Origin of the sequence: Cellulosimicrobium sp. Marseille-Q4280, assembly GCF_943181405.1 — a bacterium.
Classification (GTDB): domain Bacteria; phylum Actinomycetota; class Actinomycetes; order Actinomycetales; family Cellulomonadaceae; genus Cellulosimicrobium.
Genome location: NZ_CALPBY010000003.1, coordinates 66731 through 90035 on the forward strand (window position 1 = coordinate 66731; position 23305 = coordinate 90035).

30 protein-coding genes are annotated in these 23305 nt (G+C 73.2%); 8 read left to right on the plus strand and 22 right to left on the minus strand.

Features of this window, described 5'->3' with window-relative positions:
• Positions 1-113: 113 nt before the first annotated feature.
• Genes NFS20_RS08415 through NFS20_RS08425 form a run of 3 tightly spaced genes read left to right on the plus strand, consistent with a single transcriptional unit; the run spans position 114 to position 2023 of the window.
• Entirely contained in the window at positions 114-647 is a 534-nt protein-coding gene (locus NFS20_RS08415) for a hypothetical protein (protein ID WP_251151330.1), read from the plus strand.
• Positions 647-1399, plus strand: coding sequence for a class E sortase (locus NFS20_RS08420; RefSeq protein WP_251151331.1), 753 nt, complete (start codon positions 647-649; stop codon positions 1397-1399). Before NFS20_RS08415 ends, NFS20_RS08420 begins: the two co-directional genes overlap by 1 nt.
• A gap of 24 nt (positions 1400-1423) precedes the next feature.
• The gene (locus NFS20_RS08425) at positions 1424-2023 is read left to right on the plus strand and encodes a hypothetical protein (RefSeq protein WP_251151332.1); all 600 of its coding nucleotides are present in this window, start codon (positions 1424-1426) and stop codon (positions 2021-2023) included.
• Between the two features lie 63 nt (positions 2024-2086).
• Here the strand turns inward: NFS20_RS08425 and NFS20_RS08430 are convergent, their stop codons facing one another.
• From NFS20_RS08430 to NFS20_RS08440, 3 genes are read right to left on the minus strand one after another with little or no spacing between them, the layout of a single operon-like run.
• Positions 2087-2506 carry a hypothetical protein gene (locus NFS20_RS08430; RefSeq protein WP_251151333.1) on the minus strand — a complete coding sequence of 140 codons (420 nt, stop codon included), beginning with the start codon at positions 2504-2506 and terminating at the stop codon, positions 2087-2089.
• Positions 2507-2527: 21 nt separating this feature from the next.
• A complete protein-coding gene (locus NFS20_RS08435; RefSeq protein ID WP_251151334.1) occupies positions 2528-3163 on the minus strand; it encodes a hypothetical protein in 636 nt (211 codons plus the stop codon).
• On the minus strand, positions 3148-3765 hold the full coding sequence (locus tag NFS20_RS08440) for a hypothetical protein (RefSeq protein ID WP_251151335.1): 618 nt from the start codon (positions 3763-3765) through the stop codon (positions 3148-3150). The genes NFS20_RS08435 and NFS20_RS08440 overlap by 16 nt, the downstream gene beginning before the upstream one ends.
• Positions 3766-3815: 50 nt before the next feature.
• Here NFS20_RS08440 and NFS20_RS08445 point away from each other — a divergent pair, with 50 nt between their 5' ends.
• Positions 3816-4385, plus strand: coding sequence for a hypothetical protein (locus tag NFS20_RS08445; RefSeq protein ID WP_251151336.1), 570 nt, complete (start codon positions 3816-3818; stop codon positions 4383-4385).
• Here the strand turns inward: NFS20_RS08445 and NFS20_RS08450 are convergent.
• The 7 genes from NFS20_RS08450 to NFS20_RS08480 form a co-directional block, all read right to left on the minus strand.
• Positions 4382-5428, minus strand: a complete 1047-nt coding sequence (locus NFS20_RS08450) for an ATP-grasp domain-containing protein (protein ID WP_251151337.1) — start codon at positions 5426-5428, stop codon at positions 4382-4384. The two genes, NFS20_RS08445 and NFS20_RS08450, sit on opposite strands and share 4 nt — an antisense overlap.
• Positions 5425-5970, minus strand: a complete 546-nt coding sequence (locus NFS20_RS08455) for a hypothetical protein (protein WP_251151338.1) — start codon at positions 5968-5970, stop codon at positions 5425-5427. The genes NFS20_RS08450 and NFS20_RS08455 overlap by 4 nt, the downstream gene beginning before the upstream one ends.
• Complete coding sequence (locus NFS20_RS08460; protein ID WP_251151339.1) at positions 5967-6155, minus strand: hypothetical protein; 189 nt, start codon at positions 6153-6155, stop codon at positions 5967-5969. The genes NFS20_RS08455 and NFS20_RS08460 overlap by 4 nt, the downstream gene beginning before the upstream one ends.
• Positions 6152-7210: a nucleoside triphosphate pyrophosphohydrolase family protein gene (locus NFS20_RS08465; protein WP_251151340.1), complete on the minus strand. Its 1059-nt coding sequence runs from the start codon at positions 7208-7210 to the stop codon at positions 6152-6154. Before NFS20_RS08465 ends, NFS20_RS08460 begins: the two co-directional genes overlap by 4 nt.
• A 55-nt stretch (positions 7211-7265) precedes the next feature.
• A complete protein-coding gene (locus NFS20_RS08470) occupies positions 7266-8669 on the minus strand; it encodes a hypothetical protein (RefSeq protein WP_251151341.1) in 1404 nt (467 codons plus the stop codon).
• A 95-nt stretch (positions 8670-8764) separates the two neighbouring features.
• Positions 8765-9127, minus strand: a complete 363-nt coding sequence (locus NFS20_RS08475; protein ID WP_251151342.1) for a hypothetical protein — start codon at positions 9125-9127, stop codon at positions 8765-8767.
• A gap of 23 nt (positions 9128-9150) precedes the next feature.
• A complete protein-coding gene (locus NFS20_RS08480) occupies positions 9151-10077 on the minus strand; it encodes a hypothetical protein (protein WP_251151343.1) in 927 nt (308 codons plus the stop codon).
• A 241-nt stretch (positions 10078-10318) separates the two neighbouring features.
• On the opposite strand from NFS20_RS08480, the gene NFS20_RS08485 reads away from it, so the two are divergent.
• Positions 10319-10576: a hypothetical protein gene (locus tag NFS20_RS08485; protein ID WP_251151344.1), complete on the plus strand. Its 258-nt coding sequence runs from the start codon at positions 10319-10321 to the stop codon at positions 10574-10576.
• On the opposite strand, the gene NFS20_RS08490 is transcribed toward NFS20_RS08485, so the two are convergent.
• The 8 genes from NFS20_RS08490 to NFS20_RS08525 form a co-directional block, all read right to left on the minus strand.
• Positions 10563-11024, minus strand: coding sequence for a hypothetical protein (locus tag NFS20_RS08490; RefSeq protein WP_251151345.1), 462 nt, complete (start codon positions 11022-11024; stop codon positions 10563-10565). The genes NFS20_RS08485 and NFS20_RS08490 overlap by 14 nt on opposite strands.
• A 2-nt stretch (positions 11025-11026) precedes the next feature.
• Positions 11027-13921 carry a hypothetical protein gene (locus NFS20_RS08495; protein WP_251151346.1) on the minus strand — a complete coding sequence of 965 codons (2895 nt, stop codon included), beginning with the start codon at positions 13919-13921 and terminating at the stop codon, positions 11027-11029.
• Between the two features lie 19 nt (positions 13922-13940).
• Positions 13941-14237, minus strand: coding sequence for a hypothetical protein (locus NFS20_RS08500; protein WP_251151347.1), 297 nt, complete (start codon positions 14235-14237; stop codon positions 13941-13943).
• 81 nt (positions 14238-14318) lie between these two features.
• Positions 14319-15068, minus strand: coding sequence for a hypothetical protein (locus tag NFS20_RS08505; RefSeq protein WP_251151348.1), 750 nt, complete (start codon positions 15066-15068; stop codon positions 14319-14321).
• A gap of 17 nt (positions 15069-15085) precedes the next feature.
• Positions 15086-15502 carry a hypothetical protein gene (locus tag NFS20_RS08510; RefSeq protein WP_251151349.1) on the minus strand — a complete coding sequence of 139 codons (417 nt, stop codon included), beginning with the start codon at positions 15500-15502 and terminating at the stop codon, positions 15086-15088.
• Between the two features lie 30 nt (positions 15503-15532).
• On the minus strand, positions 15533-16948 hold the full coding sequence (locus NFS20_RS08515) for an Ig-like domain-containing protein (RefSeq protein ID WP_251151350.1): 1416 nt from the start codon (positions 16946-16948) through the stop codon (positions 15533-15535).
• A 164-nt stretch (positions 16949-17112) separates the two neighbouring features.
• Positions 17113-17862 carry a hypothetical protein gene (locus tag NFS20_RS08520; RefSeq protein WP_251151351.1) on the minus strand — a complete coding sequence of 250 codons (750 nt, stop codon included), beginning with the start codon at positions 17860-17862 and terminating at the stop codon, positions 17113-17115.
• Positions 17859-18254 (minus strand): hypothetical protein, encoded by a 396-nt coding sequence (locus tag NFS20_RS08525; protein WP_251151352.1) that lies wholly within the window; start codon positions 18252-18254, stop codon positions 17859-17861. The genes NFS20_RS08520 and NFS20_RS08525 overlap by 4 nt, the downstream gene beginning before the upstream one ends.
• A 93-nt stretch (positions 18255-18347) precedes the next feature.
• Between NFS20_RS08525 and NFS20_RS08530 the strand changes: the two genes are divergently transcribed.
• Positions 18348-18647 (plus strand): hypothetical protein, encoded by a 300-nt coding sequence (locus NFS20_RS08530; protein WP_251151353.1) that lies wholly within the window; start codon positions 18348-18350, stop codon positions 18645-18647.
• A gap of 5 nt (positions 18648-18652) precedes the next feature.
• On the opposite strand, the gene NFS20_RS08535 is transcribed toward NFS20_RS08530, so the two are convergent.
• Genes NFS20_RS08535 through ligA form a run of 3 tightly spaced genes read right to left on the minus strand, consistent with a single transcriptional unit; the run spans position 18653 to position 21283 of the window.
• Entirely contained in the window at positions 18653-18919 is a 267-nt protein-coding gene (locus tag NFS20_RS08535) for a hypothetical protein (protein WP_251151354.1), read from the minus strand.
• On the minus strand, positions 18916-19137 hold the full coding sequence (locus tag NFS20_RS08540) for a hypothetical protein (protein WP_251151355.1): 222 nt from the start codon (positions 19135-19137) through the stop codon (positions 18916-18918). The genes NFS20_RS08535 and NFS20_RS08540 overlap by 4 nt, the downstream gene beginning before the upstream one ends.
• Positions 19138-19189: 52 nt before the next feature.
• Entirely contained in the window at positions 19190-21283 is a 2094-nt protein-coding gene (gene ligA / locus NFS20_RS08545) for an NAD-dependent DNA ligase LigA (RefSeq protein WP_251151356.1), read from the minus strand.
• Between ligA and NFS20_RS08550 the strand changes: the two genes are divergently transcribed.
• Together NFS20_RS08550 and NFS20_RS08555 are read left to right on the plus strand one after the other, a co-directional pair.
• Complete coding sequence (locus NFS20_RS08550; RefSeq protein WP_251151357.1) at positions 21282-21587, plus strand: hypothetical protein; 306 nt, start codon at positions 21282-21284, stop codon at positions 21585-21587. The two genes, ligA and NFS20_RS08550, sit on opposite strands and share 2 nt — an antisense overlap.
• Before the next feature lie 43 nt (positions 21588-21630).
• A complete protein-coding gene (locus tag NFS20_RS08555) occupies positions 21631-22884 on the plus strand; it encodes a Fic family protein (protein ID WP_251151358.1) in 1254 nt (417 codons plus the stop codon).
• 151 nt (positions 22885-23035) lie between these two features.
• Here the strand turns inward: NFS20_RS08555 and NFS20_RS08560 are convergent, their stop codons facing one another.
• Positions 23036-23302, minus strand: coding sequence for a helicase associated domain-containing protein (locus NFS20_RS08560; RefSeq protein WP_251151359.1), 267 nt, complete (start codon positions 23300-23302; stop codon positions 23036-23038).
• Positions 23303-23305: the final 3 nt, after the last annotated feature.

Here is a 23305-nt window from a genome sequence, read left to right on the forward strand (position 1 = left end):
GCGGGCACGCGCGTGAGGGCCGCCTGATTTGTCCTCCCCTGATCGGAGTACACGCCCACCGCCCCGGCCGCCGCCGCGACGCGTGATGGCACCGGGCCGCACATCTACCCGCCATGAGCACCACGCCCACCCTTCGCTCGCGCCGCCCGGTCACCTGGACCGACGAGCACGGCGAGCACTTCGGCATCACGGTCAGCGACGACGTCGACGGCCTCACCCGCGTGCGCGAGTACGTGCGCCACGGCGACCGCGCCGTGGCCACCGCGAGCCTGCGCCCGGGCCCGACCCCGCAGCGGTTCAAGCTCGACCTGTGCGCCGCGCTGACCGACGGCTGGTGGGGCGAGAGCTCCAAGGCCGTGCAGCCGCGATGGCTCGCCGAGGCCGAGGCGTTGCTGGGCGACCTCGAAGCGGCCGGCGTGGCGCTGGCCCCGTCCGACGACGGCGGCCTGGTGCTCGACTGGCACGACGAGTCCGCCGGCACCGCCCGCGCCGCGGAGCTCGACGCGGCCGGCACCCTGTTCTGCTCGATCACCGGCGCCCACGACTTCGCCGGCGTCGAGGCCCCGTACGACCGCGGCGTCCTGGTGGCGTTCCTGCGCGGCGGGGTCCTGCCGGCGCAGACCGCGCCGCTGGCGGCCGCCGCCTGATGGGCTCCACGTACGCGCGCCGGCGCCGGCCCGGGCCGCTCGCGGTCATCACCGGCGTGGCCGGTGAGCTGCTGATCACGTTCGGCGTCCTCGTGGCCGCGTTCCTGGTCTGGCAGCTGTGGTGGACCGACGTCGCCGCGGACAGCGCCCAGGCGCAGATCGTCGCCGAGCAGGGCTGGGACGAACCCCTCGCCGCACTGACCCAGCCCGCGGCCGACGGCCCGGACGTGGTCACCCCGCGCCGGGACGCGCCGCCGGTGATCGAGGACCCGCAGTACCTGACGACGTTCGCGTCCATGCGGGTGCCCAAGTGGGACGGGGAGCCCACGCGCACCATCACCCAGGGCAGCGACCGCAAGAACGTGCTCGACACCCTGGGCATCGGGCACTACGAGGAGACCGCGATGCCCGGCGAGGTCGGCAACTTCGCACTCGCGGCGCACCGCACCACGTACGGCAAGCCGTTCCACCGCGCCGCCGAGCTCGTCGAGGGCGACCCGATCGTGGTCTGGACGCACGACACCTGGTACGTCTACCGGGTCACCTCGTCCCAGGTCGTGATGCCGTGGCAGGTGGAGGTGATCGCGCCGGCCCCGAACGAGCCCGGCGTGCAGCCCACGGCCCGGTCCATCACCCTGACGACGTGCCACCCGATGTACTCCGCGCGCGAGCGGTACATCGTGCACGGCGAGCTCGACTACTGGGCGCCGACGTCCGAGGGCGTGCCGGCCGAGCTGGTCGGCCTGGTCTGAGGCCCCACCGCACATCTACCGGCCATGAGCAGCACGATGAACACCGCACGTGTGCCCGCGGGCGTGACGACCGGCGGCCAGTTCGCCGTCTCGGCGCGCTCGGAGTCCGCCGTCGACCTGGCCGGGCCCGGCATCGAGTCGCTGATCTGCCGCGGGGTGCTGTCCCCCGGCGCTCGCGGCATGAACCCGCGCGAGGCGATCGACCAGTACGCCGAGGCGACAGGTGCGCCGTTCGCCGAGCGTGTCGACCTGCTGCGCGAGGTCGGGCTGCGCCCGCGGTTCGACGTCGGCGACCTGCTCGACGGCGAGAAGCTGACGCGGGCCGACCTGGAGGCCGTGGACCCGTTCCGGGCTGAGGTGGACCTGGTCGACGGCGTCGACGAGTTCCGGGTCTGGCGGCGCCCGCAGAAGATCCGCGGGCGGTGGCGCGTGGACCTGGGCGACCAGTTCGGTACGGCGGCCGGGGTGATTTACGCCGACGACGGCGTCCAGGTCGACGTCGCCGAGCACGACGAGGAGGAGCGGTGCTCGCAGTGCGGCGCGGACCTTGGCAACGGCGAGGGGTACGACGGCCGGTGCGGCGACTGCGCGGACCGGATGGAACCCGACGGCGAGGACGACTGACCGGACACGAATCGAGCCCCGCCCGGGTGATCTCCGGGCGGGGCTCGACGGCGTTCGGGGCGACTACGGCTCGATACCGTAGTGCTCGCGGATCTCGCCGATCGCCGGCGCCCCGTTGAAGCCGAGCATCACCGGGCCGATGGTGATCGTGCCGTCCTGCGTCGCGAAGCTCAGCACCGGCACGGTCGCGTCACGCAGGTCGGGCGATGCCGCGTACGTGCGCAGCACGTCCTCCATGACCGCGACGGCGTCGTACCGGGGCATCTGGTCGAGCGTGACGGTCCCCCTCTGCGAGGGGTCGCCGAAGCTGCGCCGGCACTCGAACTGCGCGTCCGCGACGCCGTCGACCGACATGGTCAGCTCGGTGAACGTCCGCTCACACTCGCGCGCGGAGTCGGTCGCGCACGCGGCAAGCGCCAGCGCGAGGGCCGCCGCGGCAGCCAGGGACGCGACCCGCCGGCAGGTGCGGTGCTGGTGTGCCATGTCGTTCTCCCCTTCGCCGGCTCAGCCGATGTGGATCGGGTGCACGCCGCGCGACCACGGACCCATGAGCGTGTCGAAGTGCTCGCGGGTGTAGCCGCCGGTGCCGATCCGCTCGTGCGTGGCGACCGCGAGCAGCGCCATCTCCAGGGAGATCATGTAGGCCGAGGCGGCCGCCTGACGCTCGCGGCGCACGCCGCCGATCGAGAACGTCATGAGACAGAACCCGCACGCGATGAGCGCAGCAGCGGCGGACACCCCGAACATCAGCGCGGCGAAGCTGCTGAGTACCAGGGCGCCGATCCAGTTGAGCGGCAGCAGCACCAGGCCGGCGATCGTCATGGCGCTCGCGGTGCGCATCGTGCCGGGGAACGCCTCGCGCAGCTCGCCCATGTCGTGCTCGGACGGGTGAGCGAAGTGCACCAGCTCGTGCAGTCGTCCTCCGTGCTGCTGCTCGGCCTCCAGCTGGTCGGCGATGCGGTGCGCGGCGGCGGGGTCGACGTCGACCGCGGCACGGTAGGCGGCCTCGGCTGCGTCCTCGTCGAGGTCGAGGATCTGCTGGGCGACCCGCTCGATGCGCACCCCGGTCGGGGGCGCCAGGCGCCAGATCGTCTCGGTGGCCTGCTCGGAGGTGATCGGCGCGGTCACGGGTGCTCCCATCGGGCGAGGCTCGGGTCGAGGCGCACTTCGAGCAGGGCGGACTCCATCGGTCCCCACAGCCCGTCCAGGAGCTCGCGGCGGTTCGGGGCCAGGGCGACCTGCTCGGGCGCGGCGAACACCAGCAGCGCGGCGCCGAGCGCGAGCATCGCGTTGTCGACGCTGCGCTGGCGGCGGTGCATGATCAGCGCGACCGGCAGTGCCGCGGTGAGGTAGGCGGCGACAGCGAGCGGGACGGCCACGGCGATCATGAGCGGCCCGGCGACCATCGTCAGGGCGGCCGCGACCAGCGCGGCACCGGCCAGGACGAACGCGGCGACGACGATCCGTGGGTGCGAGGCATACGCCTGGCGCAGCGAGGCGGGCTGATCGGCGTAGGCGCGCGCCTGGGCGATCCCGTAGTCGGGGTCGAACGACAGGCCCGAGACCATGCGGATGGTGCGCTCGTACTCCTCGGGTACGGCCTGCTCCATCTGCTCCATCGCTCGCACCCAGGCGGTCAGCCGGTCGCCCTCGAGGCTGTCCCCGAGGGCGAACACGGCGCGCGGCCCCATGATGCGGGCGAAGTCCATGACGATCTGGGGCGTCAGGTCGGTGGTGGTCATGCTCTGGGTATGTGCGGCACGGGGGCCGGGCGGTGCGGCAGAATCGGCGGATGCCGACGATGTCGACCGCCCTTCTCAACGCGTTCGTGTGCGGCGAGCACGGCTGGCTGGATCACACGTCCGTTCACGAGGCGGCGCACGCGGTGTTCGCGGTCGACCTCGAGATCCCCTTCACGTCGGTTCGGCTGTCCTCGCCCGAGAAGCTGTGGGAGTCGCTGCAGTCTGGCGGTGATGTGCTAGCCGGAGGCGTCCACCTGGACGGCGACGCACGCGACCACTTCCCCGGGCGCGACGAGGACGCCCTGGACTTCTGCGTGGCGGGCTCCCGTGCCGAGGACAAGGCCCACGGGCACTACATCTCCTGGGGCTTCACCGGCGACATGGAGGTGTGGAGGCGCGGCACCGGCCGCTTCGACACCCCGGACCCGGCGGTCCTCATGCCGATGCTCAGCGCGTCCGTCGCGCGGGTCGACGCCCGGCTGCCCGAGCGGTGGGACGCGGTGCTCGCGGTCGCGGAGGCACTGCGTGCCAGCGCGGGTGCTGGCAACCCGGACGACCCGACCGACCCGGGCGCGATGATGCTCATGTTCTCCGAGGTGCAGGCGATCCTGGCGGCCTAGTCGTCAGCCGGGCCTTCGGCGCGGGCGAGCGCTGCGACGAGGGTGTGCGGGTCGCTGGAGTAGAACCCGGCGTTGGTGCGCCCGTTCAGCTCGACGACCAGCGGCCGGTCGTCGGGCCCGAGGGCGACGTCAAGCACGTAGTCGCGCATGGCCGGCGCCTCGTCGGCGAGCTCGGCGGCCACGTCGCGGGCGTACGCGACCAGAGTTTCGCGCACGGCGCGGTTCTGGCCGACCGGGGCACCCTCGGTGCGGTGCTCGCGCAGCACCGGGTCGAACGCGGCCAGCGGGTCCCCCGGGTCGGCGAGCCGGTCGAGCGGGGTGTGCGCCTCGATGCACGCGGCGCCGGTGACGGGCTCGTGCCCGGCGACGAACACGCGGTACTCGAACCGCATCGGCACGTAGTCCTGCACCATGAGCGGGCGGTGGGCGCCCTCCATGCCGATGATGGCCCACTCGGCGCCCTCGCCGAGCTGCTCGCGGACGGCGTCCATGAGCGTCTGGCCGGCGCGGGCGCGCACCACGAGGACCTTGGTGGCGCGGGCCTTGACGAAGAACTCCTCGGTGCCGGGCCGCTCGGCGGCCAGGCGCGCCATGACGGCGTCGGCGTCGTGCTCGTCGTGCGACAGCGCGTCGGCCGGAACGATGCGCCGGCCAGCGCGGCGCGCGAACGTCTCCAGCGTCAGGTAGCCCGAGGCGATCGCGTCGGACTCGTCGGCCGGCAGGGCGTGGCGGCCGAACACGACGCCGAGCTCGAGGACGTCGTCGCTCGGCTCGGGGTCCTGGCCGCGCATGCGCGCCATCGCCGCGCGGGCACTGGGGTTGTCGTCGTCGATCGTGACGGCGGGGCCGAGCACGTCGAGCGCGGCCTGCACCCGGAACGCGGACTCGACCCAGTCCTCGAAGTCGCCGCCGGGGCCGGGGTCGGCCGGGCCGACGTGCTGCGTCCATGTCGCGGCCAGGCGCGCGAGCACCGGGTTCGTCAGGTCGAGCGGCCGGTCGGGCCGCAGCGCCTTCATCTGCACGTGCGGGCGCCGGGCGCTCACCACGACCTCGCGCGGGTGACGGTGGCGCCGACGTCGGAGCCGGCGCGTGCGGCCTGGGCCAGGACGTGGTCGATCGCGACCTGCAGGTCGGTGGGAGAGGACGTCTTGGGCAGGGCGATGGTGATCGCGACGGTCTCGATGATGGCGGTGGGCTCGTTCCACCAGGCGCCGGAGCCGGGCGCGACGTGCTCGAAGGTGCGGTCCTCGCCCTCGGGGTCGGGGACGGGACCGTGCCCGGCCGCCAGCGCGCAGTGCACCGCGGGGTCGTCGTCGCTGACCGCGCCGCACGTGACCCCGGCGTACAGGTACGTCGGGGTGTCGCGCTCGATGCCGGTCGCGACCAGCAGCGCGGCGAACGTGTCGACGCCGGTGCGGCGCGCCTCGCGCGCGGCGGTGGACCACACGACGTGCAGCTGGCGGCCGTCGAGGGTGATGCCGTGCTCGCGCGCGAAGTACGCCAGGGCGTGGTGCCCGCGCTCGGTGCACAGGGTGCGCCAGCGCTCGGTCAGCGTCTTGGCGACGAGGTCGGCCCCGGCGCTCACGCGGCGGCCGCCGTCACCTCGTACTCGACCCAGACGGTCTGGCGGGCCGGGTTGGCGTGGTCGAACGTGATCGGCTCGCCGGACGGGTCGGCCACGGCCCGGTGGCCGGCGGGCAGGGTGCAGGCCAGCCCGGGCTCCTCGGGGTGGGCGGAGCCGCAGGGGCGCAGGACGGTCAGGTTGCTCATGCTGCGGTCTCCTCGGGGTTGACGTCCGCCGCGGCGGGGGCGTCGATGATGTGGGCGCCGAGCACGCGCGCGGCCAGGACGATGGGGTCCTCGTCGGGGTGCTCGGCGGCGATGGTGGCGGCGCGCCAGGCGCGCGCGATGACGTGCGGGGAGTTCTCGCGGCGGATCTCGGCGGCGAGCCCGTCGTTGGCGTAGACGGCGTCGGCGGTCAGGTCACGCAGCCGCGCGAGGGCGTCGGGGCCGGGCTCGAGGTGGGCGACCTGGGTCCAGGGGTTGTCGACGTCGTCGCGGTCGGGCGAGCTCGGCAGGTGCAGCATCCGGGCGGCCATCGACATCTGCTCGCCCCGGCGGGCCGGGTCGGCATCGGCGACCTCGTAGGCGAAGCGGATGTCGTGGCGGTCGGCGGCCAGGCGCAGGTCGGCGGCGAGCACGCGGATGCCGTCGCGCTCGTCGATGGCGCGCCCGGGCATGGTGGCCCAGAACGCGCGGATCGCCTCGGGCGCGTACGGGCCGGGCGCGACGTGGGAGGCGAGCACCGCGGTCATGTCGGCCTCGACGTAGAGCTCGGACTTGAGGGCCTTGCCGTCGGCGCGCTTGAGGGCGTTGCCGTTGGCGTCGAGCTTGGTCATGTTGGAGGCGTGCACCTCCGCGACGCCCGCGTCGAGCGGGATCGCGGTCTCCAGCGCGGTGCCGGCCAGCACGTAGGCGAGGTCGGACAGCTCCTTGGCGACCTTCGCGATGTCCGGCGTGAAGGTGCCGTCCCAGGCGGCCATCGTGGTGGCCCACGCGGCGCGCATCGCGGCCTCGGCGACCGGGCCCATGATCGAGCCGATGACCTCGCAGAACTCCTCGGCCATGAGGTTCAGGCGCAGCTCGAGGCGCTCGGGCGCGATGACGTCCGGGCCCAGGCCCGCGGGCCCGCCGGCGACGGGGTGGCCGACGGCGACGTGGAACGAGCGCACGGAGCGCATCAGGTCGGACTCGCCGTCGTAGCGGGTGAGCTCGCGGGAGGGGTGCGGGCTCACGCCGGTCGGGGCGATGGCGGTGCTGGTCATGGGGTGTGCGTCTCCGTACGTGGGAAGGGGTACACCTGGTGGATGTGCGGCGCGCTCAGAAACGCCCGCGCGGGGACCCGGCGTAGTCGTCGGGGACGTGCACGCCGGCGGCGCGCAGGTGCGCCTCGACGTCGAGCCGGATCGAGTCGTCCAGGCGCGCGTTGTGCTTGCCGAGCAGCTGGCGCAGCTCCTGGCTGGTGCCGCGCGGACCGCGGGCCTCGACCTCGAAGTTGCCGAGCAGGCGACCGCCGGTGTCGCGCACGGCGCCGAGCAGGGACCGCTGGCGCCACATCGCGATCTGGTAGTTCTCGATGCAGTGCCGCATCTGGGCGGACCAGGCGACCAGGGTGGAGCCGTTGCGTGCGAGCTCGATGGTCAGCCCGCCGGGGGTGGTGCCCTCCAAGGCTCGGTGCAGCGTGTCGTCGGTGATGGCGTAGTCGGTCTTGGCGGCGGCCGCCCACTCGGTGTTGCGCATCGCGAGCCGGTGCTGCTGCTCGGCGCGGACCTGCAGCATGAGCCGGTCGTGCAGGTCGGCCCACGAGTCCACGCGGGCCAAGCCCGGCAGCGGCGCCCACCCGGCGATGTCGGCGAGGCTGGTCCAGGGGACGTCCTCGCGGCCGGTCAGGGCCAGGCGGCGCAGGGATCGCTGGTCGAGCTGGGCCAGGTGGGCGCGCAGGCCGCGGGCGCCCAGGTCGGCGGCCCGCCCGATGGTCGGGCCGCGCCCGGTCAGGTGCGCGACGGTCCAGTCGACCGGCACGAACGGGTGCAGGTGCCAGGCGGTCTGCAGGCGGGCCAGGTCGGGGTGGGCGGGGTCGAGCAGGGCGGCGACGGCGCGGGCGAGGTCCTTGCGGTAGGTGCGGACGCCGAACAGCCGCCGAGTGATGGTGGGCAGGTCGTCGGTGAACGCGAAGGCGTTGAGCATGCCCTGCGGCATGGGGCCGGTCCCGTACGAGTGTCGGCGGACGCCGGCAGTCGCGAGCACCGGGTAGGCGTCGGCGAACGCGACGGGTGCGGGCGCGATGTGGCCGAGCGCGCGGATGCTGCAGCTGAACTCGCCGTCGCCGGCGACGTCATAGACGTACCGGCTCACGTGCCCGCCGTGGTAGCGCGCGGTGGTGAGCCAGCGGCCGTCGCCCAGGACGCGCAGGTTGATGCGCTCGTGGGTGCGCCAGCGCGAGTAGGCCTTGCCGGACGCGGTCGGGCCCTTGATGAGCGAGGCGAGGCGGGCCGTGTACCGGTGCGAGGCCGGGTCGTGCTGGAAGATCTCCCACCGCCACGTCTCGACGCGGCCGCGGTCGTCAGCTCCGGCGTGCTCGCCGTCGAGGTCGGCCATCGCGAGCACCCGGCCACCGCCCGGGGAGGTGACGGGCGCGTCAGGGGTGACGACCTGGCGCCAGTGCTCGGCTCGAGGGTGCGGCTTCACCAGGCAGCGCACGACGGGGTGCAGGTTCGCGTCCATGCCACACCGATGTGCGGCAGTGCCCTGCGCGCCCTGCGGACACAGATCGGCCCTCGCCCGTGGCGGGGCGAGGGCCGATCTGTGTGCTGGTGGTGTCAGCCGGGAAGGGAGGTCTGCGCGTTCTCGACCGGCTCGTCGCTCTGGTGCCAGGACTGGCGCAGTCGGCCCTGGTTGAACAGCACCGTCCACACCCGAGACCAGTAACCGGCGCCGGCGAGCAGCGGGTGGTCATCCCACGCAAGGCCGCCACCCAGGATGAGGCCGGCGAACACCGCAACGGCGAGGACGGCCAGTACGCCGCCGGGAGCATGAAGCTCCCAGATGGCCGTAGCCACTCCTGTCAGGAGCACGACGGCCGCGGCCGCGAACTGCAGAAGTGACCAGCGACGGGGCGGGGCCCCGAAGGCTAGAAGCAGGCCCACGCTCGCTCCGAACAGTGCTGCTGCGATGTACGCCATGTCGTCTTGCTCCTCAGCCTGCGCTAGACGCAGTCGTTGTCCTTGTACCGGAACACCAGCGGGGGCGGAGTCGCGGTGATCGCGATGCACGCCTTGTTGCCGTTCGCGATCGAGGCCTGGGAGAAGATGTACCCGCCGTAGACTCCGCAGATGACCGCCAGGGTCGGTGCCATCTTACCCAGCGCTCCACACATGGCACCGGCGCCACCGGCGGTGGCGAGCTGCCGCGTCTCTGAGCGGTTGAACTTCGCCGACCAGGCCGCCGCGTACCACTTCCACTTCGGGTCGGCCACGACCGGGTAGGCCGTCTCGGAGGTCGGCTCGATGACCTGGACGAGCGCGTCGCCGTCGATCTCGTAGTGCGAGGCGACCTCGGCACCAGAGGCGTCACGCGCCCACGCGTCCTCGAGCACCGCGGCGGAGAAGTTGCCGTCAGAGGTCTCGGTGACCAGCGCCACCCCGCCGTCGGCTGTCTCGACAAGCTGTGCGCCGGCACCGAAGGTGTAGGTGAACTCGTGCGGCCCGGAGGCGTCCGGGGTGATGGTCTGCACGCGCACGGAGCCGTCGTGCAGGACCTGGACCGCGGCGTCCGCGCCGCCGTCCGTGGCCTCGTAGACGACCGTGCCGTCCGAGGCGACCTTGCCGTCGGCGACGCTGACCTCCTCGGGGAGGTGGACCTGGACGCCGCCGTTCTGCGGCGCGCCGAGGGCGATGGGCTGGCTGGCGTCGAGCGGGACGACGGCGAGGCTGTCGGCGCTGCCGGTGGTGATCTCGCCTCCCTGCTGCGTGCCTGCGATGACCTGCCCCTGGTTCGGGGCGACGTCGGCGATGAGCTGGGCGGTGGTCTCGGTCGGGTCCTCGGCGGCCATCGCGCCGGTGAATCCGGAGCCGACCAGTGCCGCGGCGATGACGCCTGCCGTGACTGGTCGGGCGTAGGTGCGTGTTCTCAACTCGGTGCTCCCTTGCATCCATGAGCTGCCCCCTTGGCGAACTCACGAGCGAGGCTTCCAGAGCTCTGCGCGGGGCGCCAGATGCATGTGACCCAGATCACATGGTACGTCGAGATTCAACAAACGTACTGGTCAAGCGTCCAAGTGGGCGCCGCGGCGAGGTCGGACCGACACACGGCGCGCGCCGGTCGCGCTCATGCACGAAGACGCCCTTCGAACACGCGTTCGATAGTCTGGGGTGGTGAGCAGGCCGACCGGGAACACCCCCTTCCCCCAGCGCGCGCGCAGCCTTGCGCCGCGCCAGTACGGCCAGCCCGTGACCCAGGCTCCCGAGCCGATCCCCGTGAAGGCATGGGTCGTGACCGTGGCCGGCGACGACCTCGAGGTGGCCGGTGACGCGACGGCGTGGACGTCACGCGCGGTGCGGGTGCGGTTCGTCGACAAGTTCGGGCACCTCGACAGCGCGTGGCTGTGGGCGGGTGCCGTCAGTCGTCGCTGACGCCCTTGCCGGCCAGCCGGTACCAGCCCTCCCAGCCGTCAGGCACCTGCGGCAGCACCTTGGCGCTCGCGCCCGCAGCCGCGGTGTGCAGCTCGACGAGGCGGTGCACCCGGTCACGCGCCCTGCGCGGGTTCGCCGCCCGGCGGCCCGTGCGCACCGTGACGCCCGTGCCGGTGAACGTCACGACGCCGTCGTGGTCCGGGTCGTGCCGGCGCGGGTCCAGGTGAGCCACGACGTCCTCGAACGACATCGTCCCGTCCTGGCCCAGCGGGGCGATCCCCCACAGCGACCCGAACGTCGCCACCGGCTTCTTGTTGACCCTGCGGAGCCAGATCGCGTTGATCCAGACCTTCGCGAGCCCGCCCGGGGCGGCCGGGGTGTGGGCGATCGAGCCGGGGCGCAGGATCACCGGCGAGGCGGGCAGCGACCAGCGGGTCAGGTGCTCCATGATCAGGCGTCCTTCCGGATGGCGATGTCGGTGCCGGTCGGCTCGTGCGGGAAGCGCAGGGCCAGCAGGTCCTCGGGCAGGGTCGACTCCGTGTCGGTGCGGTTCCACCGGTCGACGCTCCAGTCGGACTCGCGGGTGCCCTGGTAGCGGTTGAGCGGCTCGGCGAGCCCGTCCACCGCCTCGGCCACGGTCAGGCCCCAGGGGGCCCGGCCGGTCTCCACGAGACGCTTGACCAGGAACCGCACCCGATCCCAGGCCGCCTCAGCGGCGCCTCGGTTCCAGGGGCGAGGCATCGCGTCCCGGACCTTCGGCTCCTCCGCGGCCCACAGGCCCTCGTCCGCGAAGTCCTCCATGAACCGCTCGCGCTTGAGGGCGACCTGGGCGTTCATCCACGACTCCTGGACGCCGTCGGTCAGCGTGCGCACCGTGGCTAGCAGGGTGTCGCGCTGCCGGCCGACGTCCTTGGCCGCCTCGAGGTCGACAAGGGCCGCAGCGAAGGCGTCCTGGTCGACGTAGACCATCCGCTCGCCGGAGTTGTCCGACCAGGGCACCGGGGTCGACTCGGGGTCGCGGCTGCCGAAGGTGTCCCCCTCGCGCCGGCGCCACTGCCGGTCCCAGCTGGTCTCGTGCCCGCCGGCCGCGCTGTAGTGCGTCGGCCAGTGCAGGTCCACGTTGCCCTTGGCGTCCTTGGTCGCCTGGACCTCCAGGTAGCGCGCCCGGACCGAGCCCGGCGGGACCGTCAGCAGGTGCTCGGCGTCCGCCGTCGCCGGCCCGGTGTGGAAGTAGACCGTGAACTTGCGGGCGTGGTTGCCGTTCCACCACCCGCCCTCGTCGTCGTAGCCGATGCCGATGAGGGTCGCGCCCTGGTGCGTACGCTGACGGATCCGCTCGATCGCGTCCATCAGCTCGGGGTCGGACAGGTGGTCGACCGGACGGGCCGCACGCTTCCAGGTGCTCCACGCCTCGGACATGGACAGCGTCACCCACCGGGACACGACGTGCATCGCGGGGATCACCCACTCCTGGGTGGGGCGCGGCTTGCCGGTCTTGGTGTACTCGTGCTGGTGGACCCACACGTCCTGAGGCAGTCCGCGCTGCGGGCTGCCGTTCGCCGCTGTCACCCAGGCCCGCTTGGCGGGCGTCAGCACGACGTAGGTGCCGTCCTTCTTGCGGGCGACGAGCAGCGCGTCGGGGTGCTCGCGGCGCGCGCCGGCGACGAACGCGGCGTCGTCTCCGGCGCCGGCGTTGGCGGCCACGATGCGGGCCCGCTCGGCGAGGATCTCCTTGGCGGCGCGCGCCTCGGCGGCGGGGTCGCCACTCATGGGGCGGAACCAGCGGGCGCCGACCTTCCATGTGGTGATGACGGGGTCGATCGCGGCGTGCGCGGCGTCGAGGTCGATGCCTTCGGCCTGGGCGACCCGGCCTGCGAGCAGGTCGCGGAACGGGGCTTCGGCGGCCGCCTCGGCCTCCTTGATCTCGATGGCCTTGGTCAGCGTCGGGAACATGTCGGCGTAGGCGTGCCGCTCGAGGCGGGCACCCAGGTAGGTGCGCATCGTGGCGACGTCGACCAGGTCGAGCGGCAGCACGAACTTGTCGTCGACCTCGATGGTGCAGGAAGCGGGCGTGGACGGCACGCGCAGCTCCTGGTCGTACCCCGAGCCGATCCACTCCTCGACGGTGCGGGGGTAGGTGAACACGAACTCCCCCGCGGCCTTGCCGTGCTTCTTGATGACGTGGGCGACGTCCGAGCGAGGGGACTCGGCCCGCGGCGGGCGGATGCGCTCGTGGTGGTCGTAGTTGTAGCGCTCCCGGCCGCGCGAGGGCCAGTCGTGGTGGCGGGTGGCGACCATGACCCGCATGCCGGGTCGCAGCTGCTGGTTCAGCGACCGCAGCCAGTCGTAGAACGACGTGCGGCCGGTGGTGATCTGGTTCTCGTCGTCGGCGATGAGCACGACGTGCCCGGTGTCGTAGTCCTCGGGCGACAGCAGGGAGACCCCGACCTTGGGCAGCGGGTGGAACACCGGCGTACGGTCGATCAGGCCCTGCAGGATGAGGGCGACGCGCATGAAGTGGCGCTCGCGGGCGCCGGCGTCCTTCTCGGCCTTGAGCCAGGCGTCGGTGCCGGGCTGCAGCGGCTTCTTGGTCCACCGGTCGACGAAGATCGAGGTGAACTCGTTGCGGGCCGGCACGAGGCGCGTGCCGACGTTGAAGTTCGTGTCCATCCGGTAGACGCGCTCGCCGTTGCGGATCAGCCAGTAGGTGTGCTTGTTCTTGGCGTTGAGCTGGCTGTTGAGGATCGGGTCCTTGTAGTCGATCTCGGTGCGGCGAGCCATGATCGCCACGACGCCGCGGGCCTCGGGCAGCACCTGGTTCAGGTGCGCGGGGTCGGAGGTGATCCACTCGTCGAACGCGTCGATCCGACGGAAGTCGATGCCGTTGCTCTCCGCGTCGATCGCGGACTCCTCATCCATCGCGAGCACGAGCTGTCGCACGTGGATCGGGGTGCCGGCCGGTGCGGGCTCGCCGTCGGCCAGCTGGACGATCTCCTCGTCACGGCCGAGGTAGAGGTTCATCGTCCAGATGCCCTCCTGCATGAGCTCGAGCTTCTCCTGCAGCGGCTTGAGCTCCAGTTCCAGGGCTCGCGCCTGCCGGTCGAGCTCAGCCTGCTGGGCCGCGATGGCCTCCCGCGCCGAGTGGACCTTGTCCAGGGCGGCCTTGCGGGCGTGGGCGACCTGGGCGTGCGCAGCGGCCATGCTCGCCTTGACGGCGACCGCAGCGTCCGCGCCGGTGGGCACCAGGGCGTTGCCGGTGCCTGCGGACTGCGCCACCTCGAGCGCGCTGCTCGTGGCGGCGCGTGCGGCTTCGAGGGCGGCGTCGGTCTCGTCCTGGGTGCTCATGCTCGTCCTATGTGCGGCATCACCATCGGCCGCGGCGACGTCCCATGCGCTGCTCGAACTGCTCGCACGAGCACACGGGCGCGCCCGCGCCGGACTTGCGCCGGCACGCGCCGTCACGACCGTGCTGAGCGCCGCGGTGACCGCAGGTGCACTCGGCGGCGGCACGCAGCGCGCCGGGCGACCCGGCCCCCCGGCCGGGGCAGATCGGGCGGTGAGCGCGGGCGAACGTGGTCGCGTCGACGCTGCGGAACACCACGGTCTCGGCCGGGCACCGCGGGCACGAGAAGCGCAGGGCGTGGAGCTTGATGAAGGTCACGGCGCACCGTACCCGGCTGGTGAGGTCACACCATTCAGATGTGCGGCAAGACCTGCTGGACAGCGCGTTGCCGTGCGGTGGTCAGGCGTGGTCGTCCTCGTAGATCAGGCCGCGGGTGTAGCCGGGGATGTGGCCGTCGCGCCAGGCGACGCGCGCGGCGCTGTGCCACGGGTCGGGCCCCTCGCTGGTGCGCCCCTCCCAGTCGCGGGTCCACTCGACGCCGGTCTGGTCGATGGCGCGCAGGGCCGTGACGGTGGCTTCGGGCTTGCCGTAGCCGCGCATGAACAGGTCGGGTGCCTCCCGCTCCTCGACGACCGCCAGGTGCAGGCGGCGCACGATGGGGACCCCGCGGTGCAGGTGGTGCAGGTTGCAGGTGGCGTCGCGGTGGCCGACGACCTCGAACGCGATCTCGGTGCGGATGCCCGCGGGCTGCTCGCCGAAGCGGACGTCGCCGGTGCGGGCGAGCATGCCGGCGTCCTCCATGAGCATGAGCGTGACGGGGCTCATGCTGCTCAGCGGGCGGTTGGCGGCGATGGTCTGGTCGAACTCGCGGTGCGCCTCGGTGAAGCTGTCCACCCACGGGCCGCCGGTGTCCTGGGCGGCGGCGGCGTCGATGTCAGGGTGGGCGCCGCGGGCGTACCAGAGCAGGTTGCCCGCCTGGCCGTAGCCGCGCGAGCGGGCGAGGCTGTGCAGCAGGCGCAGGGTCTGCAGGCGGGGACGCTCGGCGTCGGTGGGTAACACGCAGAGCAGGTCGGTGGTGCTCGTGCCCGGGTGGGCGGCGATGTGTGCACGCGCCGCCTCGACGACGTCGGCGACGGGGTCGGTGCTCATGTCGGTGTACCTGCGGCTCAGAGGGAGGCGGCGGCCAGGACGGTGGCCTGCCGGTTCAGCAGCGGCAGGTCCCAGCCGACGGTCGTGACCTCGAAGTCCTGCCCGACGGCCAGCGAGGCGTACAGGGCGTCGGCGTCCGGCGTCTCGCGCAGCGGCAGGTCCTGGATGCGCAGGCGCCCGCACCCGACGGTGTAGACACGCAGGTCGCGGTTCTCCGGCTGGTCGAAGCGTGCGTCGAGGCCGGTGACCTCGCAGGTGCGGGTCTGCTCGGCGGCGTAGCTGACGGCGTACCCCGCGAACCCGAGACCGACGGCGGTCAGCGCCACCAGGGCAAGGCCCACTCCGACGATGCGTCCGGCGGCCCGGCGGCGGTGCGCGGCGGGGTCGGACTGCACGAGATGGACGGAGGTCTCGACGTTCACGATGTCGCTCATGGTCGACCTATGTGCGGCACCGCTCGCCGGTCAGCACGCGACCTCGTCGTAGGGCAGCATGCGGATCTCGGTGACCGGTGTGCCGTCGCGGATCAGGGTGCGCTCGACGGTGATGTAGCCCGCCGGCATCGTCTTGGTCCGTGCCGCGAAGGACTGGTAGGCGTTGGCGCCGGGCCGCACGGCCAGGGCAGTCCTGCGGCCGTACGGCGTGCTGAGCGTCACGTCGACCGGCTCGTCCCAGGCGTTGGTCGCCCAGACCGCGAGGTAGGCGTTGCCGCTCAGGCAGCGCGGCTGGACGTCCATGTCGATCTTGATCTGCTCGGCCAGCTCGGGAGCGCTGACGACGTGGAGCACCTCGACCGAGGTGCGGGCCTCGCGCGCGCCGTCGACGGTGGTGGCGGTGACCTGCACGTCGCCCTGGCGCAGCCCGGTGATGACGCCGTCGGGCGAGACGGTGGCGGTGGCCGGGTCGCTCGTCGCCCAGCTGACCGTCCGGTTGGTGGCGTTGGCGGGCGTGACGACGGCGGTGAGCCGCTGCGGCGTGCCGACCAGGACGCTGGCGGCCGGGGGCGTCAGGGTGAGGTCGTCGACGGGGATGAACGGGGCGTTGACGGTGACGATGGCGCGGGCGCGCACGCCCGAGTTCTCGAGCGTGCCGCCGAGCTCGAACTGGCGGGGGTGGTCGAGCAGTGCGGGGTCGACCGGGTCCCAGGTGACGTGGGCGGGCGCGGTGGTGCCGTCGGAGTAGTGGACCGTCACGGTGTCGGGCAGCGCCGGGGCGATGCCGGTGAGGGTGTCGACCTCGACGTCGTCGACGGACTCGATGACGACGGCGGGCTCGCCGGGGTCCACGGGTTCGACCGGCTCGCCGGGCTCCGGCTCGCTCGGCGTGCCGGGCTCGCCGGGCTCACCCGGGTCGACCGTCCCCGGCGGGTCGGTCGGCTGCGGCGGCTCGACGGGCTGCGGCGGCTCGGCCGGTTCTGCGGGTTCCGGACGCGGGCCGACGGGCGTGACCGGCTGCTCCCCCGTCGCGGGCCCGGGGTCGGACGCCGCGGGCTGGCCGGCCGGTCGAGTGGCGGGCGCCCCGCCGCTGCCGGGTGCTGTCGGACGGTCGACGGCAGGCCGGTGACGACCCCGGTCTGTCTCGGGGGCCGGGTCCGGGGCCGGGTCCGTCTCGGGCACCTGGTCCGTCTCGGGTGCGGCCGGCGCAGGGGTCGTCGACGGCGCAGCGTGCCCCGGCTGGTCCTCGCTCTGGCTCGGAGAGGGTGCGGGCGCCACGGGCTCAGCAGCGACCGGCTGCGGTGCCGCCTGCGAGGCGAGGACCCAGCTGGTCAGCGGGGCGACGACGGCCGCGCCGACCAGGAACGCCAGGGCGATCTTGCGCCGCCGCCGGCGGCGGTCGTCGGGGTGCTCGGTGGTGCGCTCCTGCTGGTCTCGCGGGCCCATCCGGACTCCTGGTCATGTGGCCGGCGCCTCGCCGGGCTCGCCCTGCTGCTGGACGTGCATGTCGACGCTAGCGCTGGCCGGGCGGTGGCCGAGGGAGCGTCGGTGCGAGGTCACCCGAGCGGACCTGCTGGTTCACTCGGGTGCCTCGCCTGGGGCGCGTTGCGCTACCTCTGGCGCCGCAGGGTCGCCGCGCGCATGAACTCCGGGATCGCGAGCTGATCGGCGCCCTCGGGCGAGACCTGCACCGGTTCGGCCGGTAGGCCGTACTGCACGGCGAGCTCGGCACCGGGCAGGCCGGCGGCGCGCGCGGCGTCGGCGATCGCACGCACGAGCGCCTCCTGGGCGCGCGCGTTGCGCGCCGAGAACATCCACAGGTCGACGTTGCGCCAGTCGCCGAGCTCGGCGTGCTCGCCGCGAACGCGGGCTGCGCGGACGGCACCGGGGGCGGCGGCGAGGAACGTGACCGGGCGCCGCGACCACAGGGCCGTGCGGGAGGCCGCGTTGGCCCCGCGGTCGACGAGCAGCAGGCCCAGGGTGCGCTGGTTCGCGACCGAGGCCCGGACGCTGGTCGAGTCGATGGCCGCGAACGGCAGCACGTAGGGCGACAGGAACGGCGCGAACGACCCGATGAGGATGCCGCGCTCGAGCACGACGACCTTCTCGGCCGCGAGGAACGCCAGGATCACGGCGAACAGCACGGCGCAGAACGCGGCCTGCACCGCGGCCTGCACCGGGCTCGCGTTGCCGATGAGCCACGGGCCCGCCGAGAACGCGAGGAACGCCAGCACCACGGCCGTCCAGCCGGGGCCGTTGAGGGTCGCGGCGGACACGTGCCGGATCTCCCCCAGCCCGGACTTCGCGGCCAGGGACCGGACCTTGCCGGTGACCCGGTCGCCGGTCGGGCGCGCGCTCACCGGGCCGCCTCGACGGGGTCGCCGAGGATCGTGGTGAAGGACGAGAAGATCGGGACGCGCCAGCCGACGGTGGTGACCTCGTACGTCTTGCCCTCCTCCAGCTGGCCGAAGATGTCGGCGGAGGAGAACTGGCCGCGCAGCCACAGGTCGCGCACCTGCAGGGTGCCGCACTGCTCGGTGTAGACCCGCATGTCCGACCCGCCGTCGCTGTTGCGCGCCCGGTCGGTGCCGGTGACGGTGCAGGTGCGGGTCTGCTCGCCGGCGAACGAGCTCGCGACCGTGATGGTGAGGCTCACGGCGATGATCAGGCTCACGAGGACGAGCACCGGGGTGCGCGTGCGCGCGTGGCGGCGCCCGGGAGTGCGGCCACGGCCGCTGCTGGGGTAGCTCATGCAAGGTGTATGTGCGGCATCAGTGCAGGTAGCGGCGCTCACGGTGCGGTCGGGCGCCACGCGCAGAGGCGACACGGCGCTACGGTTCCGCCCATGACGCACCAGCCCTACTACGGGCCTCCGCCGCCAGCTGTTCCGGCTCCTGCGCCGGCCCGCCGCCGCCCGTTCAAGCGGTCGGCCACGAACATCGTCGTCGGCATCGTCGCGCTCGGCGGCGGCCACATCTCGCTCGTCGCGGCGTACGGCCTGGCCGTCGAGGGCGACCCCACGGCCGAGCTGTGGGCGCACTTCGGCGCGGTCCTGCTGCTCGGCGCCGTGACGAACCTCGGCGTCGCGGCCTACCGGGTCGCGAACCGCATCGACTACCTCTACCGGAACGTCGGTGGGCCCTGACAGGTTCAGCGCCCGGAGGGCGGGTACTGCCCGCTGCGGATCTTGCCCATCGCGAGCGAGCGGGTGACCGCGGCGAACACCCCGAAGCCGCCGAACGTGACCACGCCAACCCACCGAGCCGGGTTCTTGGCCTCCCCCGCCCACGCGCCCGTCAGCAACCCGACCAGCAGTGCGACGGACACGGTGAGCGCGACGCCCGCCATGACCGGCAGCCAGTACCGCACGAACCGGACGGCGCCCTGCGGCGTGCGCCCGCCCACGGACGGGCTCACCAGTCGCCGCCGGTGTTCGGGATGCCGCGCACGTCCGCCACGATGGCCTCCTGGCGCGCCGCGGAGTCCTCGCCGAGGAATCGGGGGTCGCCGGTTCGCACGACGGCGAGGTCGCCACCCATCGACGCCAGGGTGAGCGTGCGCGGCCACCGGCGCGCGAGGCGCTGCAGGGAGGCGATGGCGCGCCGCTCGTCAGCTGTCAGGTCATCGTCGTCCACCGGCGCTCACCTGCTCTCGACGTAGTGGTGGTGAACCTGCCGCGGAGCCGGATCACGCCCGGTCCAGGATCGCCAGGAACTGCTCCTGCGTCGCGACACCGGCGCCCAGGGCCTCGGCGAACGTCGCCGGGTCGGCGATCCGCACCCCGAGGGACTGGGCCTTGACGTACTTGCCCGTGGAGGACTCCGGGGAGACCAGCATGGACGTGGACGCGGAGACCGACGAGGACGCCTTGCCGCCTGCGGCCTCGATCGCCTCCGCGATGGAGGTGCGCGAGTAGCCCGGGACCGAGCCGGACACGACCAGGGTCATCCCGGCCAGCGGCGCGGCGGCGTCCTGCGCGCGCTCGGCGCCCATGTTGACCCCGGCCGCGGCGAGCCGGTCGAGCACGCCGCGCTCGACCAGGGAGTCCAGGCCCTCGCGGATCGTGCGCGCCTTGACCTCGCCGAACCCGTCGAGGGCGGCGATGTCGGCGGCGGTGGCGGCGCGCAGGGCGTCCATCGTGGGGAACGCGGCGGCCAGGCGACGACCGGCGGTGCGGCCGGTCATGCGGATGCCGAGCGCGGTGATGACCCGGTTCCACGGTGCGCCCTTGGCGCGGTCGAGCTCGGCGACGATCTTGGCGGCGTTCTTCGCCCCCAGGGTGCGCCCCTCCCCCATCTGCAGGGTCGTCAAGGTGGCGGCGTCCAGGGTGAACAGGTCGGCGACGTCGTTGACGTGCCCGCCGTCGACGAGCGCCGTGGCGATCTCGATGCCGATGCCCTCGACGTCGAACATCTCCGACCGGGTCGCGTAGACCACGGTGCCGAGCACGGAGAACTCCGGGCTGACCGAGCGCCACAGCAGGGTGGACTTGTCCCACGGCTCACCGGCCGGGTCGGTCTCCGGCGGGGTCCACGGCGCCGAGTCGGCGGGGCGGGCGTCGAGCACGACGGACTCGACGTACGGGATGACGTCGTTGGCGCGGGCGAGCACGACGGTGTCGCCGATGCGCACGTCGCGCTCGGCCATCCACGTCGGGTTGTGGCCCGAGGCGAAGGTGATCGTGGTGCCGCCGACGAACACCGGCTCGACCTCGATCTGGATGCCCATGCGGCCGGTGCGGCCGATGGTGGTGCGCACGGCGACGACCTTGGTGATGCCGGTCTCGGCGGCGTACTTGTAGGCCAGCGCCCACTTCGGGGCGCGGTCGCCCTCGCCGAGGCGCTTGCGGTCGGCGGCGGCGTTGGCCTTGATGACGATGCCGTCGATCGGGAAGCCGATCGTGGCGCGCTGGTCCTCCAGGGCGTCCACCTGGGCGAGCACGTCGTCCAGGTGGTCGGCGCCGGAGGGGACCGGGTGCAGGAAGTCGAGCAGGCTGGCGGCGGTGCCCAGGCCCGCGTCGGCGGCGACGCGCATCGCGTCGGTGTAGAGCCCGGAGGCGGGCGGTCGGGTCAGGCCTGCGCCGTAGGCGGCGAACGACAGGATGCCTGCGTACGCCTTGTCGCCCTTGCGGAGCATGCCCGCGGCGGCGTTGCGCGAGTTCACGAACGGCGCGCCGCCGAGCGAGGCGCGCACGGTCTGGGCGCGCAGGAAGTCGGCGTCGGAGCAGTAGACCTCGCCTCGGACCTCGCGGACCCCGTACGTGGGGTCGATGCGCCGGGGCAGGCCCTGGATGCGCAGGTTCAGGCCGGAGCGGGTGATGTCCTCGCCGTGGGTGCCGGTGCCGCGGGTGGCGACCAGGACCAGGCGCCCCTCGGCGTCGTACTGGGCGCGGATCGCGAGGCCGTCCAGCTTCGGCTCGATGGCGACGGGGCCGGTGACGGAGCCGACGAACGCCGTCAGGCCGTCGCGGCCGTCGGCCTTCTCGAGGGACCCCATGCGGCTGGGGTGGGCGACGTCCCCGCCCTTGGACTGCCCCGCGGCGACCTTGCTCAGCAGGTCCTCGTAGTTGTCGATCTCCGTGGGCGAGAAGGCCACGCGTGCCTCGATCGCGGCGATGCCGGCGTCGTACTCCGCGTCGGTCATCAGCTGCTCGGTGCCGTCGTAGTAGGCCCGGGCGGCGGCGCGAAGGCGGTCGGCGAGGGCCAGGTAGGCCTCCTCCTCGGCGAGGGAGTCGAGCTGGGCAAAGTCGGCTGCGATCGCGGCGGCGTCGGTGGTCGTCATGGTGTTCATATGTGCGGCAGGTGCCCTGTTCTCGTCGCTGGGGCGGGCCTGTGCGGGCCGCCTGAACGTGCCCATCCTCCCGCGGCCTACCCACGCGCTCGCGGTGATCCTCGCCCTCCTCCTCGCCCTCCTCCTCGCCCTCATCCTCACGCTCGTCGTCGTCGTCGTCGTCGTCGTCGTCGTCGTCGTCGTCGTCGTCGTCGTCGTCGTCGTCGTCGTCGTCGTCGGGCAGCGCCGCGCTGGCGCGACCGCGCGCTCCAGTAACCGAGAACAGCGAGCCCATTGCTCTCAGTTACGCCAATAAGCGAGAATAACGACGACGATGTTCTCGGTTAGGAGCACACCCCGTGACGCAGCAGCCCCGCCGCCCCGCCGGCACCGCCACCGGCGGCCAGTACGCCACCTCCTCACGCGGCGAGGCTGACGTGACGCTGAGCTCGACGACGTTCCCGCCCCACGAGCACGAGACGCTGCCGTGGGTGTCGCGCAACGGGCGCCGGTCCGAGATCAGCGAGTACACCGCCTCCATCCCGCCGACGATCGCCGACCTGCCCCTGGTCGCCTCCCGCGAGCTCACCGAGGCCAGCCGCGCCGCGCTGGTGGACATCGCCGTCCTGGAGCGGTCCTACGCCAGCCAGGTCGCCACCCTCGAACCTTTCCTGCTGCGCACCGAAGCCATCGCGTCCTCCCGGATCGAGGAGGAGCTGACCACCGTCGACCAGCTGGCGCGCGCGCAGTACGGGATCAGCGCGCCCAAGACCGCGCGCACCGTCAAGGGCGCCATCGACGGGCTGAACCTGCTCGTCACCCGCGCCGGCGACGGGGTGGACCTGGACGACATCCTCGCCGCGCACCGACCGCTCATGGCCGACGACCCCGAGGAGAAGTGGTACGCCGGCCAGCTTCGCCAGGTCCAGAACTGGATCGGCGGGTCCAACCGCTCCCCTCTCGGGGCCGTGCACGTCCCGCCCACGCACGAGCGGGTCCCCGAGCTCATGGACGACCTGGTCGCCTTCATGCGCCGCACCGACGTCGACCCGGTGCTGCACGCCGCCGTCGCCCACGCCCAGTTCGAGTCCATCCACCCGTTCACCGACGGCAACGGGCGCGTGGGGCGCTCGCTCATCAACGGCGTGTGGCGCTACCGCGGCGTCACCGCCCGCATGGCCGTCCCGGTGGCGTCGGCGATCGTCGCAGACCGCGAGCACTACTTCGAGCTCGTCAACGGCTACCGCACCGGCGACGTCGAGCCGTTCGCGCTCTACCTGGCCGACGCGACCGCACGCGCCGCCGAGGAGGCCGCAGTCTCCGCCGAGCGGCTGATCGCGCTGCCCGAGCAGTGGCGCGAGCGCGTGCGCCCTCGCAGCGGCTCCGCGGCCGCCGCCCTGCTGCCGCTGCTGCCGAGCAACCCGATCGTGGACGCCCACGACGTCGCCCGCCTGACCGGCGCGTCTCAGGCCCGCGCCTACACCGCGATCGAGCGGCTGGTCGGCGACGGCGTCCTGCGCCCGATCACGGCGTCCAAGCGGGACATGACCTGGGCGGCCGGCGAGGTGCTCGACGAGGCCGACCTGATGGTGGACCGGCTGCGCCTGCGCTGAGCGGGGCCACCCCTACCTTCTTGGCGGTGCCCGCACAGCGCGTGCAGTTGCCGGGAAGCACGAAGGGTGGCGCCACCCCGACGTGCGGGGCGGTGCCACCCTGACCGGCGCGGCCGGTACTACTGGATGTCCGAGATGGCCGCGACGGCCCTCACGCCTTCGCGGGCAGGCGCCAGGCCGGGTAGACCTCGTCGAGGTGGGCGACCCGGGCCGGGCTCATCGGCGAGCGCTTCTGGATGAACGCCTTGCGCTGGCGGTTCAGCCACGACCCCAGCAGGGACTCGTCGTGGTTGCGCGACCCGGGCTCGGGGTGGCGGTCGTTCTCGGCGTAGAACGCCGCGGCGCGCGCGGCCGTCTCGGCGAACTCCGCGCCCTGCGGGCCGAGCTCGGTGGGGGCGATGGCGGTGGGCTGCGTCATGGT